This window comes from Acidithiobacillus albertensis (genome assembly GCF_001931655.1).
Taxonomy (GTDB): Bacteria; Pseudomonadota; Gammaproteobacteria; order Acidithiobacillales; family Acidithiobacillaceae; genus Acidithiobacillus; species Acidithiobacillus thiooxidans.
On record NZ_MOAD01000001.1, the window covers coordinates 2,379,482 to 2,393,521 of the forward strand.

The following is a 14,040-nucleotide window of genomic DNA, read 5'->3' on the forward strand; positions in this document are numbered from 1 at the left end:
ATTCCTATTGCGTAGATCCTCTGTTGAACGATTTTATCATTATAGAAGGGCAAAGCCATGCAGGGGAAGATACCATCTGAATCCACAGAGAATATTTAACGAAGCTTTTAACTGACCGCTTTTTTACGGGATTGCAGCCGCCAAAAACGGGTTGTTGGTCCGGGTCCAGGCAACTGCGCGAATTGGTTTTTTGCAGGCTGCTGCTCAAAGGCCAACCGACGGCTATCCATCGCGGCACTCATACGATCACACGATTCCACCCAAAGGCGGCCCGGCATCAAAGGCCGGGAAGTGCGGCCCGACCAGTGAATTTTAAGCGCAGTTACCAGTTCTGGGGACTGTCGCCGCAGCCGGGCCAGGTGCATAGCCAGCACCTCTGCCGTGGCTTCTTCATGAGCGCTGGTCCAGCCTTCCATATTGCGCTGTCCATTCGCGTCATAACCAATAATTTTACCCACGTCATGCCACAGAATAGCAGTGCGGGCAATTTCCCATTCCAGCAACGTCATCGATTCAGTCCGCGATAATAGCCGCAGGGCTTCCACAGAGTGGCGCAGTAAACCTCCTGTCTCGGCATGATGGTGGGCATGACTCGCCGGAATCATAATCCAGAAGAGACTGATTTCCGGATCGAGTAAAATACGCTGATTAAAAACACGTAAGGGAGTACTGCTGATCATTTGGATCTGTGCCCACAGTTCTCGAAGCAGAACGGGGTAGACGGTTTTTTGAATTAACCATCTGGGCAAGCAGAACGTTGTACCATTTTGTGGGAATGGCTCCACCAAAGCGGTCGGCTGCAGATCGAAGATGTCCAATACCCATGCCTGCCCCATGCGGCGTGGACGCACACTGACATACACCTCAACCCCATCCGGCCAGTTGCTTCGATAGGGAAAGGGTTGCCACCAGTAGGCTGTCCACTGACGCCCTTCTGGCGTTGTCAAACAGCAGGAACAAAATGGTTGTCCGTAGCGGCTGGTCCGTCGCTGCAGGTTGGAAAGCACGAAATATCGCTGATAGACGAGAAGTTCACGAGGGTGCTGCATTTTCCTCCATATAGTTGTTCAGTGCCTGATCCAGGCGCTGGACGATTTCCGGAAGCCGCTGTGCAGCCTGCGCTTCATCCATATCCAGCAAGAGCCGACATATCCAGTTCCGCAACATCGCCTTTGAGGAGATATCTACGGCTTCACCGAGCGCCATACTGAGCGTTAGAGGATCCGGCAAGACAAAAGCCACCTCAAGCGCTGTAACCAGCCGATCCAAAATATTGCTGTGGACTTTTGTAAAATCCCTGGGATTTGGTATGGCCGTCGCAGATAAAAGCATTTTTTCAGACATGATCCCCTCCTGTCACGGACGGTAAGTGGGACAAGATGAGACGCTCCATGGCCGACCCATCCTGACGGGTTAGATTGGGTACGTAACGAGAGTACACCCGAAAAAGCATTTCTGTGGTGCTATGACCCATTTGCCGGGCAATCCACTCCGGGCTTTCCCCTGCGGCAAGCCAGAGCGTTGCCGCCGTATGTCGTGTCTGATAGGGCCTGCGTGGTTTAAGGTCCAGATATCGTAATAATGGATACCAAATCCGCTTGGTCACATTGTCATGGCGCAGAGGCGTTCCCTCACGGGTGCAGAAAACATAATCATTCGGTGCACGCTTCTTGTTACCCCCCTGATTATAACTCTCGTGTAAGGCCTTAAACGCCTGGTATACCGGAAGTGACATTTCCACAGCCCGATAGGAGCCATCATTTTTAGTGGGAACAACTTGTCCATTCACTAGGGCTTCATGTACCAAAATTTGCCGTCGTACCAAATCTACTTTTTCCCAACGCAGACCGTCAATTTCGCTGGTCCGTAACCCGGTAAAAAAGCGAATCAAATAATAATCACGGAAATCAGCACGCACATTCCGCAAAATCATATCCACTTCTTCCAGAGAAAAAGGTTCCACGTCCGTACGGGGAACCTTCAGGCTTTTGATTCCGTGATAAGGTGCGGTAAACTCAAAGCGGTTGGCCGCTTCGTTGAGGATCATCCGCAAGGGTGTGAGGATATGATTGATTCTTGAAGCAGAAAGGGTTTTCCCTTTCCGTCCGGGGACTTTGGCGAGGCCCGAACGGAACGCAAGAATATCTCCCTTGGTGATTTGGCCAACCCTCTGCTCCCCGAACACGGGCAACAGGTGCTTTTGCAATGCATTTTCCACCGTATGGTACTGGGTTTCCCTCCACTGAATCCGCATTTCTCCCAACCATAACTCTGCGAATTCTGCGAAAGTGGGGGTACCAACAACTTCAGTATCGGGTATAGCCCTCTTGATCTTGGATGCGAGTGGAGCCTTCCCACCACGATGAAACCGGTGACCATTAGGCCCATCAGGAAAATAACGATGATAATCAAAAGTCCCCTCTACCATTTCCTTTTCCATTTTTTTGAGGGTATTTTTCATGATACGCCGATTAACTAGCGTATCTTTTAGTGCCGTTTGCTCACGACAACGAACTCCTGCATAACGAAAATCAAAATATAGAGTTCCAAGATCTTTGCGAACATTGATACTAGCCATGACACGCTCCCCCATTAGCCATGGGAATCGCTGTGCCATGCCCAGACAGACTCATTGTGGCCATATCCTCTTCAATAACTTCCCAAATGTAGAGGATCTTGCGTCCCCCAAACGGCCGAAAATAATGTCTTCCTTCAATAAGAACAGAATCCTTCAGTCGATCTCGGATAGTACGAGGGTCATACTTGATCTTTTCAGACAATTCATAAGTGGTTAAATAGGTTTTTGACATTGGCTCATCTCCGATTGTGAACATATAATGATCTCCAGAAGGTTGCGTATGCTTACGAGCAAACCAAACGACCTCCTGTAGATCATAATAGCACTATTTTGCCCCATTGCAAGACTTTTTGCTCTGGAGGAGATCACTTTATACGGAGAAGGCTAATGCTAAAATGTCACTTATCACGCATCATGGGTGAAAAGCGTTTAAAGATATCTGATGTATGCGCTGCAACAGGAATAAACAGAGGGACACTTTCTCGTTTGTATCACGAAACAGCGAATCGCGTAGATCTCGAAACCATCGACATGCTATGTGAATTCTTAGAATGTAACGTAGGCGAGATATATGAACATGTTCATAGTGCGTCAAAAACAGCTGAGGTGAACGTATAAAATGGTCACGGAAGCTAATACTCAATTAGCTGTACTTAAAAGTTGATGTGCTTCAGTGATTGGTCACGATTCGGTCACGAAATGGTCACGGAGTGGTCACGAGACGATGTTTCTGGGCAAGAAGAATTACTAACATAATGATTTTTTTGGTGCGCAGTACTGGATTCGAACCAGTGACCTTCGGCTTCGGAGGCCGACACTCTATCCAGCTGAGCTAACTGCGCGTGCTGCAGATTATAGGGAACTCGCTGGCGCGTTGTCCAACCTTTCCTGTGCAACTCCCTGAAAGTCCAGCGCCAGCCAGTACTGTTCGGTAGAACGGGCGCGGGAAGCTTCCGGTTTACGTACCACAATTTTTTTGAAATCCTTGCGCAGGGCACGACGCAGCTCTTCAGCACCCGCCCCCATAAACACCTTGATCAACAGTGACCCGCCCGGATGCAGCCAGCGTTGGGCCATATCCAGCGCCAGCTCCGCCAGGTCTATGGCGCGCGCCTGATCGACACTGGCAATCCCGGACATATTGGGAGCCATATCACTCATGATCAGATCGGCACCTTCCGGCAGGGCCTCCCGACAGGCGGCCATCACCGCATCTTCGTAAACGTCACCACAAATTACCGTGGCATCGGCGACCGGATCCATAGCCAGGCGGTCCACAGCCACCAGCCGTCCGTTACGGCCGATGAGCGGGGCGGCCACCTGGGTCCAGCCGCCCGGCGCGGCACCTACGTCAAGGACGCGCATACCGGGGCGAATCAGCCGATCCTTCTCCTGAATTTCCAGTAATTTATAGGCTGCTCGGGAACGATATCCTTCTTTCATGGCACGCTGCACGAACACATCCCGAAAATGTTCTTTCAGCCATTTTTCACTGGATTTACTTCTAGCCACTGCACCAACCTCCGACCTTTGACCACCGCATCGCGCAAACGTACACTCCCGTCCACCATTTATCGAATCATCTGTCTGACGAGGATACCATGCTGGACGCCAAACAAAGACAAAACCTGCGCGGTCAGGCCCATACCCTCAAACCGGTTGTGATGATTGGTGCTCAGGGCGTCACTGATGCCCTGCTCGCCGAACTGGAAATCGCTCTGGATGCTCACGAACTCATCAAAGTCCGCTTGCCCCAAGTGGAACGTGCGCTGCGCGATGCCCTGATTACCCGGTTGGTCAGCGCCAGTCACGCCGAAATCATTGGCCGTATTGGCCGCATTGTCATCCTGTATCGGCTCCGGCCTGCTGCAAAAACGCCCAACAAACGACGCTGAAGCGGCTTGGCAGGTGGCTTCCCGCTCGTTAGACTGGTTCTTGATTATCCTAGCGGCTCAACGCCCGGAGTAAAGATCATGGCAGAAAACGCCCCCACAGACATTCGGATCACCGTAGAAACCCGATATATTCCCGAACAATCCAGTCCCGAGCAGGCGCATTATGCTTTTGCCTACCAGATCACCATTGAAAACCACGGCCCGCAAACCGCACAGCTGCTCAACCGTCACTGGATTATTACCGACGCCGAAGGCCATATCCAGGAAGTCAAAGGTCCCGGCGTAGTCGGCGAACAGCCCACTCTGCAGCCTGGACAACGCTTTCGCTATTCCAGCGGCTCAGTTCTCTCTACGGCTGTAGGCAGCATGCACGGCAGTTACGAATGGATTACTGCAGATGGGGAAACCTTCGAAAGCCCCATTCCTGCATTTCGTCTGGCCGTCGCTACGGTATTTCATTGAGCCGCAGCAGCCTGCAACGCGCCTACGGCATCTGGGCGCCCATTTACGATCAGGCAGTACGCGGCTTTTCCGAACCTTTACGTCAGCGCAGCCTCCGCCAAATCCCCCAGAATGCGTCCTGTCAGATTTTAATTGATGGCATTGGCACCGGGCTGGACATTCCCTTTTTGCCAAATCACTGTACCGCCATTGGCATTGACCTGACCCACGCCATGCTGCGCCGCGCGCAAAATCTGCCAAGCACCATCCCATTGGTTCAGGCCGACGCCGAAGTACTGCCCTTTGCCAATGCGACCTTCGATTTTGTGGTGATGCATCTGATTCTGGCGGTGGTCCCCAATGCCGGCAAAGCGTTGGCAGAAGCCAGCCGGGTTCTCAAACCCGGGGGCCGGATTTTGCTACTCGACAAATTTTTACGCCCCGGCCAAAAAGCATGGATAAGACGTGCGTTGGGTCGGGTAGCGGGTGCCGTGGCCACCCATACCGATCTGACCTTTGAGGAAATTCTGGCAGAGCGCCCGGAATTGCAGTGTATGCGTAACGAACCGGGTGCCATGGGCGGCTGGTTCCGCCTCATCACGCTGGAAAAGACCGCATAAAATATCAAGCCCGGTAAGCGTTGCAGCTTCAGGGCCTGCAGTCAGCCACCGAACACAGCGTGTTAAGGGGGCAAGGTCCTCTTAACTTAAAAACGACAGTTGCCGTGGGTGCTTTGCAGCGACTTTTGTTTCGAGCCGTTGTTGTTCTTGGCGAAATCCAGCGCTCGTCAGGAAAGCTGTCTGAGCCCGCAGGGCGAGTTCTCTCCTGACAGCAGGATGAGCCTTAGGACAATAGGTAAGGAACAACGGAGCAAAAAGCATCCACGGCAACTGCCGTTTTTAGGGCTTAACCGTTTCCGGCACCGCCACGTGACGCTTTTTTACGCTCGTTTTCTGTGAGATAGCGCTTGCGAATCCGGATGGACTGGGGTGTTGCTTCCACCAGTTCATCGTCGGCCAGAAACTCTACCGCAGCTTCCAGCGTCATCTTGATGGGTGGCGTCAACATGATGTTTTCATCAGAACCTGAAGCCCGCATGTTGGTCAGTTTCTTTTCCTTGAGGGGGTTGACTACCAGATCGTTGTCGCGGCTATGAATACCAATCACCATGCCTTCATAAACCTTATCGCCGGGGCTGACAAACATCCGCCCCCGATCCTGCAGATTGAAGAGGGCAAAACCCACTGCTTCGCCTTCTTCTGCAGAAATCAACACACCATTATTACGCGCCGGAATGCTGCCCTTGACCGGACCGTATCCGTCGAAAATATGGCTGATCACCCCTGTACCGGAAGTGGCCGTCAGAAACTCGGTATGAAAGCCGATCAGACCGCGTGCGGGAATTTTGTATTCCAGACGCACCCGGCCACGACCATCGGGCATCATGTCCTGCAATTCACCGCGCCGGATGCCCAAACGCTCCATGATGGTGCCCTGATGGGTTTCTTCCACGTCTACGGTCAAGGCTTCATAAGGCTCTTCCCAGACACCATCCACCTGACGCTGAATCACCCGGGGACGGGATACGGCCAGTTCATAGCCTTCCCGGCGCATGTTTTCAATGAGGATGGTGAGATGCAGCTCGCCGCGTCCGGAGACCATGAACACATCGGCATTATCCGTATCTTCCACCCGCAACGCCACGTTAATGAGCAACTCCTTGTACAAGCGATCGCGCAACTGGCGGCTGGTCACAAACTTGCCTTCGCGACCGGCAAAGGGGCTGGTATTCACCTGAAAGGTCATGTTCAGGGTCGGTTCATCAATCGGTTTCCAGGGCAGGGCTTCGGGCGCTTCCGGCGCGGCAATGGTCGCACCAATGGAAGGCTCTTCAATACCGGTCACCGCCACAATATCGCCCACCGTAGCCGTTTCCCAGGGCACCCGCTTGAGGCCATCAAAACCCAGCAACTGTAAAATCCGCGCCTTGGTCTGGGTCTGATCCACACCATGAATCAGGACAATATCCTGGCCGGGTTTCATGGAACCACGGCGGATCCGGCCAATGGCAATACGACCCACATAACTGGAGTAATCCAGATCGGCAATCTGCATTTGCAAAGGGCCTTCCGGATCACCTTCCGGGGCATGCACATGGGTCAGAATCATCTCGAATAGGGGTTTCATGTCACCCGAGCGCACCTCAGGATCTTCACCCGCATAGCCCTGCAGACCAGAGGCGTAAATAACCGGGAAATCCAGTTGTTCTTCGGTAGCACCGAGTTTGTCGAAAAGATCAAAAGTGGCGCTGATGACATGGTCGACGCGAGCACCGGGGCGGTCTACCTTGTTGATGACGACAATGGGTTTCAGACCCAGTTCCAGCGCCTTGCGGGTCACAAAGCGGGTCTGCGGCATAGGGCCCTCGACGGCATCCACCAGCAGCAGTACACCATCCACCATACCCAACACCCTCTCTACTTCAGCACCGAAGTCGGCATGTCCGGGAGTGTCAACAATGTTGATATGGGTATCGCCCCATTGAACCGCCGTGTTTTTCGCCATAATGGTAATGCCGCGCTCTTTTTCAAGATCGTTGCTGTCCATCACCCGCTCTTCCAGCTGCTGGTGAGCGGCAAAAGTACCGGACTGACGGAGCAACTGATCCACCAGCGTAGTTTTGCCATGGTCAACGTGGGCGATGATAGCGATATTACGAATTTGACGAGCCACTGATATTCCCCAAAACGGTCATAAGAAAAAACGCGGGATCAAGCCTCCCCGCAGCGGGTTTTCTTATAACGGTATCTTGCTCAAAAAGCAAATAAAAACCGCCCCCAAAGGGGCGGCAAGAGGGCGACCGAAGCCGCCCGGGAATTGCTTTGACTTAGAAACCAGCCTGGAACTGCAACACCATGGTGTTGTAGATATATCCATTGACAGGAACCGAGCCTGATCCAAAAGCACCATCATGTCCCAAGTACGCCTGACGATACATTGAACCACCCTGCGGAATCACATAGTTAGCCTGAATGCGGGCCGCGTAAGGATTGTTAGGATTGAAGGAGTAGTTTACCCCAATTGTGTAATTGTTAAGACTTCCAAGATTGTTGTCACCAGTCCAGTTAAAACGCTCGAAGCGGAAAGCTGGCTCAATATCCAACCAATCCGGCGTCAAGGTCATCTGATGAAGGTTAGCAGCTAAAGCTACATACCAATCCTGAGCACCAAGACCGGCGATGCCCTGATAACTAGTTACATGGCTATATTCGGCCATATACTTAAGTCCCATCATGCCGCCACGAGCACCCACATTCCAAGAATCAATTTGCTTTGCATAACCCGGGGCTGAATCTAAAGTGTCTGCACGGGCACCAGATAATTCAACATTGAGAAGAGGATTTAGCTTGTAGCCAACCATTCCCGCAAAAAGATATTTGCCAGTACCATTCGTCAGAACTCCGCCAACTCGTGTCTGGGCATAGGAACCACCCAAAACGCTGGGACCACCGAAAGGCACACCTACATTTGCGTACTCAGAACCCAGTGGATTATTACCAAAGAGCGTAAACGCATTGTTCCCATCCAGAGAATGGTTATCAAATATACCCGCACTGTAGTAGATTCCGGTACCCATTACGTTAGGACTATGGAACATAACACCCGCACTACGGTCTGCACCTATGGACTGATTCATAGAGCGCTGGATAAACCACAAGTCATCCCCACCGAACTGAGTCCGCTCCATGCCGACAGGCACGCGGAATTTACCAACTTTTAATTGCACTTCAGGAATGAAGGCGAAATTTATTTCCGCATCCTGAACGCCGGATTCACCCTCAACTCCAGGGAAAAATTTACTTGCGCCCTGAAGGGATCCACCACTCATCCAAGCGCCGTCCCACTTATATTGGAAATTGTAGGTCACTCCAGGAACGGCTGTACCCTTAACACCCAAGCGGATACGATGAGCACCGAAGATCAGACCTTCATTTCCTGAACTGCCAAACTGCTGACTACCGGTAATCTGGGCAAATCCATAGAGGATAGGACCGGTATCCTGGGAGTTCTCAGGCAGAAATACCTTGCTGGAAGTGTCACTATCTGCAGCAAAAGCCACTCCAGGAACCAAAACTGCGGCCGCAACGGCCAAAGCGATAAGATTCTTCTTCATGATAAAGCTCCTCCTCGAGAGCATTGTTTGGATACTACGGTGCAAGTTATAGCACCGGTGTGGACACTATGCAACATTTTGACAACACCTTTTTTACAACGTCGGCAAAATAAATACAAAGCCAGGGTTATTTTCACCTGATCCGGCAATCCGGTTTGACAGGGAAGCTGGCCTAAAGCTATCATCGCCGCCACTCTTGGGGAATCGTCTAGCGGCAGGACAGCGGACTCTGACTCCGCTAACCGTGGTTCGAATCCACGTTCCCCAGCCAAGAACATAGCAGCGCCCGGGGTTTTCCTTGGCGCTTTTTTGTTGCCATGATGACACTGGCCCTTTTCGAGCCTTCCGCTTTAGTCCGTGCTAAACTCTTGTCCATGATAGCTAAAACTGATCAAACTGCCCGTAGCGTACTGAATTTCACGAAAATGCATGGCCTCGGCAATGATTTTGTCGTGTTCGATGGTATCCGCCAGCGGGTCCATCTGACGCCGGAAAAAATCCGCGCCATGGCTGACCGCCATTTTGGTATCGGCTGCGATCAAATCCTGCTGGTAGAAAACCCCCAGTCCCCAGACTGTGATTTTCGTTATCGCATTTTCAATGCGGACGGCGGTGAAGTTGCCCAGTGTGGTAATGGTGCGCGTTGCTTTGCGGTTTTTGTCCGCCGCGCCGGGCTCAGTGACAAGGAAGTCATTCAGGTAGAAACCCAATCCGGACAAATGCAACTGCGCATTCTCGAAAACGGCGAGGTCAGCGTCAATATGGGGGCTCCGCGTTTTGCTCCGGAGGCCATTCCTTTTAAAACCCTGGAAGAAGGCCCCGAATACCTGCTGGAAGTCCATCATGACACACTGCGCCTGGCCGCACTCAGCATGGGTAATCCGCACGCCGTGCTGCGCGTGCCGGATGTGGCCACTGCACCCGTCACCCAGCTCGGGCCGCAAATCGAAAAGCACCCGGATTTTCCGCAGCGCTGCAATGTCGGATTCATGGAAATCTGTGACCGCTCCCATATTCTTCTGCGGGTCTGGGAACGTGGTGCAGGAGAAACCCTGGCCTGCGGCAGTAATGCCTGTGCGGCGGTGGTGGCTGGAATCCGCTGGGGAGCGCTGGACCCGGCCGTTGCGGTAGATCTTCCGGGGGGTCGCCTGCACATTCAATGGGCAGGACCAGGACAAGCCGTTATGATGACAGGACCAGCGCAGGTGGTTTTTGACGGAACCTGGCTCTTATAACGCATTGTTTGACAGACAAGGGGGGACATCCTCATGCAGAACACCACGGTACAAGCCATAGCTGACAGCCTGAACTGCGACGCCCGGGATCTGGCTTTTCTGCACAAACTGACAGATCAGGAAGGCGAAACCCTCGCCCATCTGATCGCGGCGCTGGAAGTACACAGTGCCCCCGAACGCTACAGCGATACCCACTGGGAGGATGATTAATTTGGCAACAGCCCCCGAACACGATGCTCAGGCAGAACAAGTCCGCCAGTACCTGCTCGAACATCCGCAATATTTATGGGATCAGGAAGATTTGTTACTGTCCCTGACCCTTCCCCATGTCGGTCGCGGGTCCGCCTCCTCCCTGCTGGAAAGACAGGCACAGGTTTTACGCGACGAAAATAGCCGTCTGCAGCAACGCATTGCCGCCCTGCTGGGTGCCGCCCAACAAAATGCGGCGCTGGGCCTGCACCTTTCTGATCTGGCTACCGAATTGCTGAACACGCCGGACTGTCCGGCAACCTTGAATACCGTGCTGACCCGGCTGCACGAAGGTTTTCAGGTGGAGGCGCTGGCCCTAATAGCCCGCACGCCGGTGTCGGGTCTACCCCAGTTTACGGTGCTTGAAGAAGCGGATTTTCTGGAGATACTGGACGGCTCGCCGCCCACCCAAGCGGCCACTGGTCTTTCTATCAATCCAAGCCTGCGAAGCACTTTGTTTGCAGCCGAGGGCGCAGCTCTGGAATCTTTTGCGCTGATTCCATTGGTCGGCCAGCATATTCAGGCGGGCATTGTGCTGGGCAGTCAACATCCCGAGCGTTATGCCAAGGATGCGGGTGCGGATTTGCTCAATCAAATTGCCCGTCTGGTGACGGCCGCTCTGGATCGCTGCCTGACCCCATGTTGATGCAGGAAGCAGTCACCGACTTCACAGAGACGCTTGCCCGCAGCGGGCGCAGCAGCCCTGCCACCGTCGCGGCTTATCATCGCGACTTACAAGGCTGGTTGCACTTTATGCAAAGCCGTGGACATCAGGACATTGCCCATATTCAGCCCGGCGATTTGCGCGCTTATCTGATGGCGGAACGCAGTCGCGGAGTGGCCGTGCGCAGCCTGCGCAGACGCTTCGCCGCCCTGCGTGCCCTGTATCGGCATTTGCAACAGGCATCACCGGATTTGTCGAATCCGGTGCAGGGCATCATGATGCCTAAATCCGAACAACGCCTGCCGGACTGGTTGACCGTCGATCAGGCCAAACAGTTGATGGACCCTGTCGAAAAGCCCTCTACAGCCCCCAATTTTGCGCAGAGCCGCGATCAACTGATCCTGGAACTGCTCTATTCCAGCGCCCTGCGCGTCAGTGAACTGGCGGGATTGAACCTGCAGGATCTGGATCGTCATGGCGGGACCGTGCGGGTCATGGGTAAAGGCAGCAAGGAGCGCATTGTTCCGGCCGGGAAAAGCGTCTGGCGAATGCTCGATCTGTATTTACCCCTACGCCATGCTCTGCTTGTGGACAAGCATCTGCTTGAAGAAAATGCTTTACTGCTCAATGCCGCTGGTCATCGCCTCAGTGTTCGCAGCATTCAGATCCGCGTGAAGGAAATGGGAGAAAAACGCCTGGGGCAGCATATTCATCCCCACACCCTGCGCCATAGTGCAGCCAGCCATTTTCTCCAGTCCGCCGGAGATTTGCGCGCCGTGCAGGAGTATTTGGGACACGCAGGTATTGCAACCACGGCTATTTATACCCATATGGACTATCAGCAGTTGGCGCATGTATATGATGCGGCGCACCCGCGCGCCAGACACACAAAACGCCCGGAAACCGAGGATAAGTTATGACAGATGCATTACCCATGCACGGCACCACCATACTTTGCGTGCGACGCGGCAGCAATGTGGTGATGGCCGGAGATGGTCAGGTAACTTTTGGCAATACCGTCATGAAAGGCAATGCCCGCAAGGTAAGGCGTATTGAACCGGGGGTGTTGACTGGCTTCGCGGGTGCTACCGCCGATGCTTTTACCCTGCTCGAACGCTTCGAGGCCAAACTGAAAGCCCATCCCGGACAACTGGCCAAGGCGGCTGTTGAACTCGCCAAAGAGTGGCGCACCGACCGGGTATTGCGACGACTGGAAGCAATGCTGGCCGTTGCGGATGATAAGCAAAGTCTGATTATTACCGGCCAGGGCGATGTGCTGGAACCGGAATTCGGCATTATTGCCATTGGCTCCGGCGGTCCCTATGCCCTTTCTGCAGCCCGTGCCCTGCTTGAAAATACCGAGTTGCCAGCACGTGAGGTCGCCGAACGGGCGCTGGGCATCGCCGGGGACATCTGCATTTATACCAACCACAACCATACGATTGAAGAACTATGAGCATGTCTGAAATGACCCCCCGTGAAATCGTCCAGGAACTGGACAAGTACATCATCGGCCAGTCTGACGCAAAGCGTGCAGTGGCAATTGCCCTGCGCAACCGCTGGCGGCGCGGCCAGGTGCCTGCCCCCCTGCATCAGGAAATCACCCCCAAAAACATCCTGATGATTGGGCCTACCGGCGTCGGCAAAACCGAAATTGCCCGCCGTCTGGCGCAATTGGCCAACGCCCCTTTCATCAAGGTCGAAGCCACCAAATTCACAGAAGTGGGTTACGTCGGCAAGGATGTGGAATCCATTATCCGGGACTTGACCGAAACGGCCGTAGACATGATTCGTAGTGAACGCCAAACGGCCATGCGCCAGCGCGCTGAAGAAATGGCCGAAGAACGCATTCTCGATGCGTTGATTCCTGGCCCCCGGGACAGCACGGTGCCACGCAGCGATGAAGGGACCCGCCAAAAATTCCGCAAGATGCTCCGCGAAGGCAAACTGGATCAGCAGGAAATCGAAATTGAGGTTGCTGCTCCCAAAGCGGGGGTGGAAATCATGGCGCCAGCGGGTATGGAAGAAATGACCAACCAGCTGCGGGATATGTTCTCCAATATGTCTCAGGGTAAAACCAGCACCCGCAAGGTGCCGGTGGCGGAAGCCCGGCGTCTGCTCACGGATGACGAAGCTGCCAAGCTGGTCAATGAAGAAGAAGTACGGGCCCTGGCCCTGGAAAGGGTGCAGTCGGGCGGCATTGTTTTCATCGATGAAATTGACAAGGTGGCAGTCCGCTCCGGTAGTCAGCAGGGGACCGACATTTCCCGGGAAGGGGTGCAGCGGGATTTGTTGCCGCTAGTGGAAGGGTCCAACGTCAGCACCCGTTATGGCGTGGTGAAAACCGATCATATCCTGTTCATTGCCTCCGGGGCATTTCATCTCAGCAAACCTTCGGACCTGATCCCGGAACTGCAGGGACGACTCCCTATTCGCGTAGAGCTGGATGCCCTGAGTGCGGCAGACCTGGTCCGTATTCTGCAGGAGCCGGAAAACGCGCTGGTGCGCCAGTACAGCGCCCTGCTCGCCAGTGATGGGGTCACCCTGCAATTTACTGATGATGGCGTACGACGCATAGCCGAAATCGCGCAACAGGTCAACGAACGGGTCGAGAACATTGGCGCCCGTCGCCTGCATACCATCATGGAACGCCTACTGGAAGAAGTGGCTTTTTCAGCGCCAGACCTGAGTCAGCCCAGCGTCGAAGTCAATGCAGAATATGTGGATGGGCGCTTGCAGGATCTGGCCCAGGACGAAGACCTGTCCCGCTATATTTTATAGACCGGGTTCAGAGTGTGTTACCG

17 protein-coding genes and 2 tRNA genes are annotated in these 14,040 nt (G+C 53.7%); 11 read left to right on the forward strand and 8 right to left on the reverse strand.

Going from position 1 to position 14,040, the window contains the following annotated elements:
• Positions 1-107 precede the first annotated feature (107 nt).
• Genes BLW97_RS12295 through BLW97_RS12310 form a run of 4 tightly spaced genes read right to left on the reverse strand, consistent with a single transcriptional unit; the run spans position 108 to position 2,834 of the window.
• Complete coding sequence (locus BLW97_RS12295) at positions 108-1,049, reverse strand: TraI domain-containing protein (protein ID WP_075323297.1); 942 nt, start codon at positions 1,047-1,049, stop codon at positions 108-110.
• Positions 1,033-1,344, reverse strand: coding sequence for a hypothetical protein (locus BLW97_RS12300; RefSeq protein WP_075323298.1), 312 nt, complete (start codon positions 1,342-1,344; stop codon positions 1,033-1,035). Before BLW97_RS12300 ends, BLW97_RS12295 begins: the two co-directional genes overlap by 17 nt.
• Positions 1,337-2,578, reverse strand: coding sequence for a site-specific integrase (locus tag BLW97_RS12305; RefSeq protein WP_075323299.1), 1,242 nt, complete (start codon positions 2,576-2,578; stop codon positions 1,337-1,339). The genes BLW97_RS12300 and BLW97_RS12305 overlap by 8 nt, the downstream gene beginning before the upstream one ends.
• Complete coding sequence (locus BLW97_RS12310; protein ID WP_207650596.1) at positions 2,571-2,834, reverse strand: hypothetical protein; 264 nt, start codon at positions 2,832-2,834, stop codon at positions 2,571-2,573. Before BLW97_RS12310 ends, BLW97_RS12305 begins: the two co-directional genes overlap by 8 nt.
• Before the next feature lie 131 nt (positions 2,835-2,965).
• On the opposite strand from BLW97_RS12310, the gene BLW97_RS20445 reads away from it, so the two are divergent.
• The gene (locus BLW97_RS20445) at positions 2,966-3,196 is read left to right on the forward strand and encodes a helix-turn-helix domain-containing protein (RefSeq protein ID WP_075323300.1); all 231 of its coding nucleotides are present in this window, start codon (positions 2,966-2,968) and stop codon (positions 3,194-3,196) included.
• 147 nt (positions 3,197-3,343) lie between these two features.
• Here the strand turns inward: BLW97_RS20445 and BLW97_RS12320 are convergent.
• Positions 3,344-3,420: transfer RNA gene (locus BLW97_RS12320), tRNA-Arg, on the reverse strand.
• A 10-nt stretch (positions 3,421-3,430) separates the two neighbouring features.
• Positions 3,431-4,090, reverse strand: a complete 660-nt coding sequence (locus BLW97_RS12325; RefSeq protein WP_024892927.1) for an RlmE family RNA methyltransferase — start codon at positions 4,088-4,090, stop codon at positions 3,431-3,433.
• A gap of 89 nt (positions 4,091-4,179) precedes the next feature.
• Between BLW97_RS12325 and BLW97_RS12330 the strand changes: the two genes are divergently transcribed.
• The 3 genes from BLW97_RS12330 (at position 4,180) to BLW97_RS12340 (ending at position 5,534) form a co-directional block, all read left to right on the forward strand.
• Positions 4,180-4,473 (forward strand): YhbY family RNA-binding protein, encoded by a 294-nt coding sequence (locus tag BLW97_RS12330; protein WP_075323301.1) that lies wholly within the window; start codon positions 4,180-4,182, stop codon positions 4,471-4,473.
• 78 nt (positions 4,474-4,551) lie between these two features.
• A complete protein-coding gene (gene apaG, locus BLW97_RS12335; protein ID WP_024892925.1) occupies positions 4,552-4,935 on the forward strand; it encodes a Co2+/Mg2+ efflux protein ApaG in 384 nt (127 codons plus the stop codon).
• On the forward strand, positions 4,932-5,534 hold the full coding sequence (locus tag BLW97_RS12340) for a class I SAM-dependent methyltransferase (RefSeq protein ID WP_075323302.1): 603 nt from the start codon (positions 4,932-4,934) through the stop codon (positions 5,532-5,534). Before apaG ends, BLW97_RS12340 begins: the two co-directional genes overlap by 4 nt.
• 286 nt (positions 5,535-5,820) lie before the next feature.
• Here the strand turns inward: BLW97_RS12340 and typA are convergent, their stop codons facing one another.
• Together typA and BLW97_RS12350 are read right to left on the reverse strand one after the other, a co-directional pair.
• Positions 5,821-7,647, reverse strand: coding sequence for a translational GTPase TypA (typA, locus tag BLW97_RS12345; RefSeq protein ID WP_075323303.1), 1,827 nt, complete (start codon positions 7,645-7,647; stop codon positions 5,821-5,823).
• A gap of 154 nt (positions 7,648-7,801) precedes the next feature.
• A complete protein-coding gene (locus tag BLW97_RS12350) occupies positions 7,802-9,088 on the reverse strand; it encodes a porin (RefSeq protein ID WP_075323304.1) in 1,287 nt (428 codons plus the stop codon).
• A 197-nt stretch (positions 9,089-9,285) separates the two neighbouring features.
• Between BLW97_RS12350 and BLW97_RS12355 the strand changes: the two genes are divergently transcribed.
• From BLW97_RS12355 to hslU, 7 genes are all read left to right on the forward strand, one after another.
• A tRNA-Gln gene (locus BLW97_RS12355) sits at positions 9,286-9,359 on the forward strand.
• A 46-nt stretch (positions 9,360-9,405) separates the two neighbouring features.
• The gene (gene dapF / locus BLW97_RS12360) at positions 9,406-10,323 is read left to right on the forward strand and encodes a diaminopimelate epimerase (RefSeq protein ID WP_413541260.1); all 918 of its coding nucleotides are present in this window, start codon (positions 9,406-9,408) and stop codon (positions 10,321-10,323) included.
• Between the two features lie 33 nt (positions 10,324-10,356).
• The gene (locus BLW97_RS19655) at positions 10,357-10,533 is read left to right on the forward strand and encodes a hypothetical protein (RefSeq protein ID WP_010639806.1); all 177 of its coding nucleotides are present in this window, start codon (positions 10,357-10,359) and stop codon (positions 10,531-10,533) included.
• Positions 10,526-11,218 (forward strand): DUF484 family protein, encoded by a 693-nt coding sequence (locus tag BLW97_RS12365; protein ID WP_242947806.1) that lies wholly within the window; start codon positions 10,526-10,528, stop codon positions 11,216-11,218. Before BLW97_RS19655 ends, BLW97_RS12365 begins: the two co-directional genes overlap by 8 nt.
• On the forward strand, positions 11,212-12,156 hold the full coding sequence (locus BLW97_RS12370; protein WP_010639816.1) for a tyrosine recombinase XerC: 945 nt from the start codon (positions 11,212-11,214) through the stop codon (positions 12,154-12,156). Before BLW97_RS12365 ends, BLW97_RS12370 begins: the two co-directional genes overlap by 7 nt.
• Positions 12,153-12,692 carry an ATP-dependent protease subunit HslV gene (gene hslV, locus BLW97_RS12375; RefSeq protein WP_075323306.1) on the forward strand — a complete coding sequence of 180 codons (540 nt, stop codon included), beginning with the start codon at positions 12,153-12,155 and terminating at the stop codon, positions 12,690-12,692. Before BLW97_RS12370 ends, hslV begins: the two co-directional genes overlap by 4 nt.
• 2 nt (positions 12,693-12,694) lie before the next feature.
• Positions 12,695-14,017, forward strand: a complete 1,323-nt coding sequence (gene hslU, locus BLW97_RS12380) for an ATP-dependent protease ATPase subunit HslU (protein ID WP_024892919.1) — start codon at positions 12,695-12,697, stop codon at positions 14,015-14,017.
• The last annotated feature ends 23 nt before the right edge of the window (positions 14,018-14,040 follow it).

What these genes read in the sequence shown, in the direction of transcription:
- apaG (WP_024892925.1), top strand. Translation starts at nt 4,552, where the DNA reads ATGGCAGAAAACGCCCCCACAGACATTCGGATCACCGTAGAAACCCGA.
- BLW97_RS12365 (WP_242947806.1), top strand. Translation starts at nt 10,526, where the DNA reads ATGATTAATTTGGCAACAGCCCCCGAACACGATGCTCAGGCAGAACAA.
- BLW97_RS12370 (WP_010639816.1), top strand. Translation starts at nt 11,212, where the DNA reads ATGTTGATGCAGGAAGCAGTCACCGACTTCACAGAGACGCTTGCCCGC.
- BLW97_RS12305 (WP_075323299.1), bottom strand. Translation starts at nt 2,578, where the DNA reads ATGGCTAGTATCAATGTTCGCAAAGATCTTGGAACTCTATATTTTGAT.
- dapF (WP_413541260.1), top strand. Translation starts at nt 9,406, where the DNA reads ATGATGACACTGGCCCTTTTCGAGCCTTCCGCTTTAGTCCGTGCTAAA.
- BLW97_RS19655 (WP_010639806.1), top strand. Translation starts at nt 10,357, where the DNA reads ATGCAGAACACCACGGTACAAGCCATAGCTGACAGCCTGAACTGCGAC.
- BLW97_RS12310 (WP_207650596.1), bottom strand. Translation starts at nt 2,834, where the DNA reads ATGTTCACAATCGGAGATGAGCCAATGTCAAAAACCTATTTAACCACT.
- hslV (WP_075323306.1), top strand. Translation starts at nt 12,153, where the DNA reads ATGACAGATGCATTACCCATGCACGGCACCACCATACTTTGCGTGCGA.
- BLW97_RS12330 (WP_075323301.1), top strand. Translation starts at nt 4,180, where the DNA reads ATGCTGGACGCCAAACAAAGACAAAACCTGCGCGGTCAGGCCCATACC.
- BLW97_RS12350 (WP_075323304.1), bottom strand. Translation starts at nt 9,088, where the DNA reads ATGAAGAAGAATCTTATCGCTTTGGCCGTTGCGGCCGCAGTTTTGGTT.
- BLW97_RS12300 (WP_075323298.1), bottom strand. Translation starts at nt 1,344, where the DNA reads ATGTCTGAAAAAATGCTTTTATCTGCGACGGCCATACCAAATCCCAGG.
- BLW97_RS12295 (WP_075323297.1), bottom strand. Translation starts at nt 1,049, where the DNA reads ATGCAGCACCCTCGTGAACTTCTCGTCTATCAGCGATATTTCGTGCTT.
- hslU (WP_024892919.1), top strand. Translation starts at nt 12,695, where the DNA reads ATGTCTGAAATGACCCCCCGTGAAATCGTCCAGGAACTGGACAAGTAC.
- BLW97_RS20445 (WP_075323300.1), top strand. Translation starts at nt 2,966, where the DNA reads ATGCTAAAATGTCACTTATCACGCATCATGGGTGAAAAGCGTTTAAAG.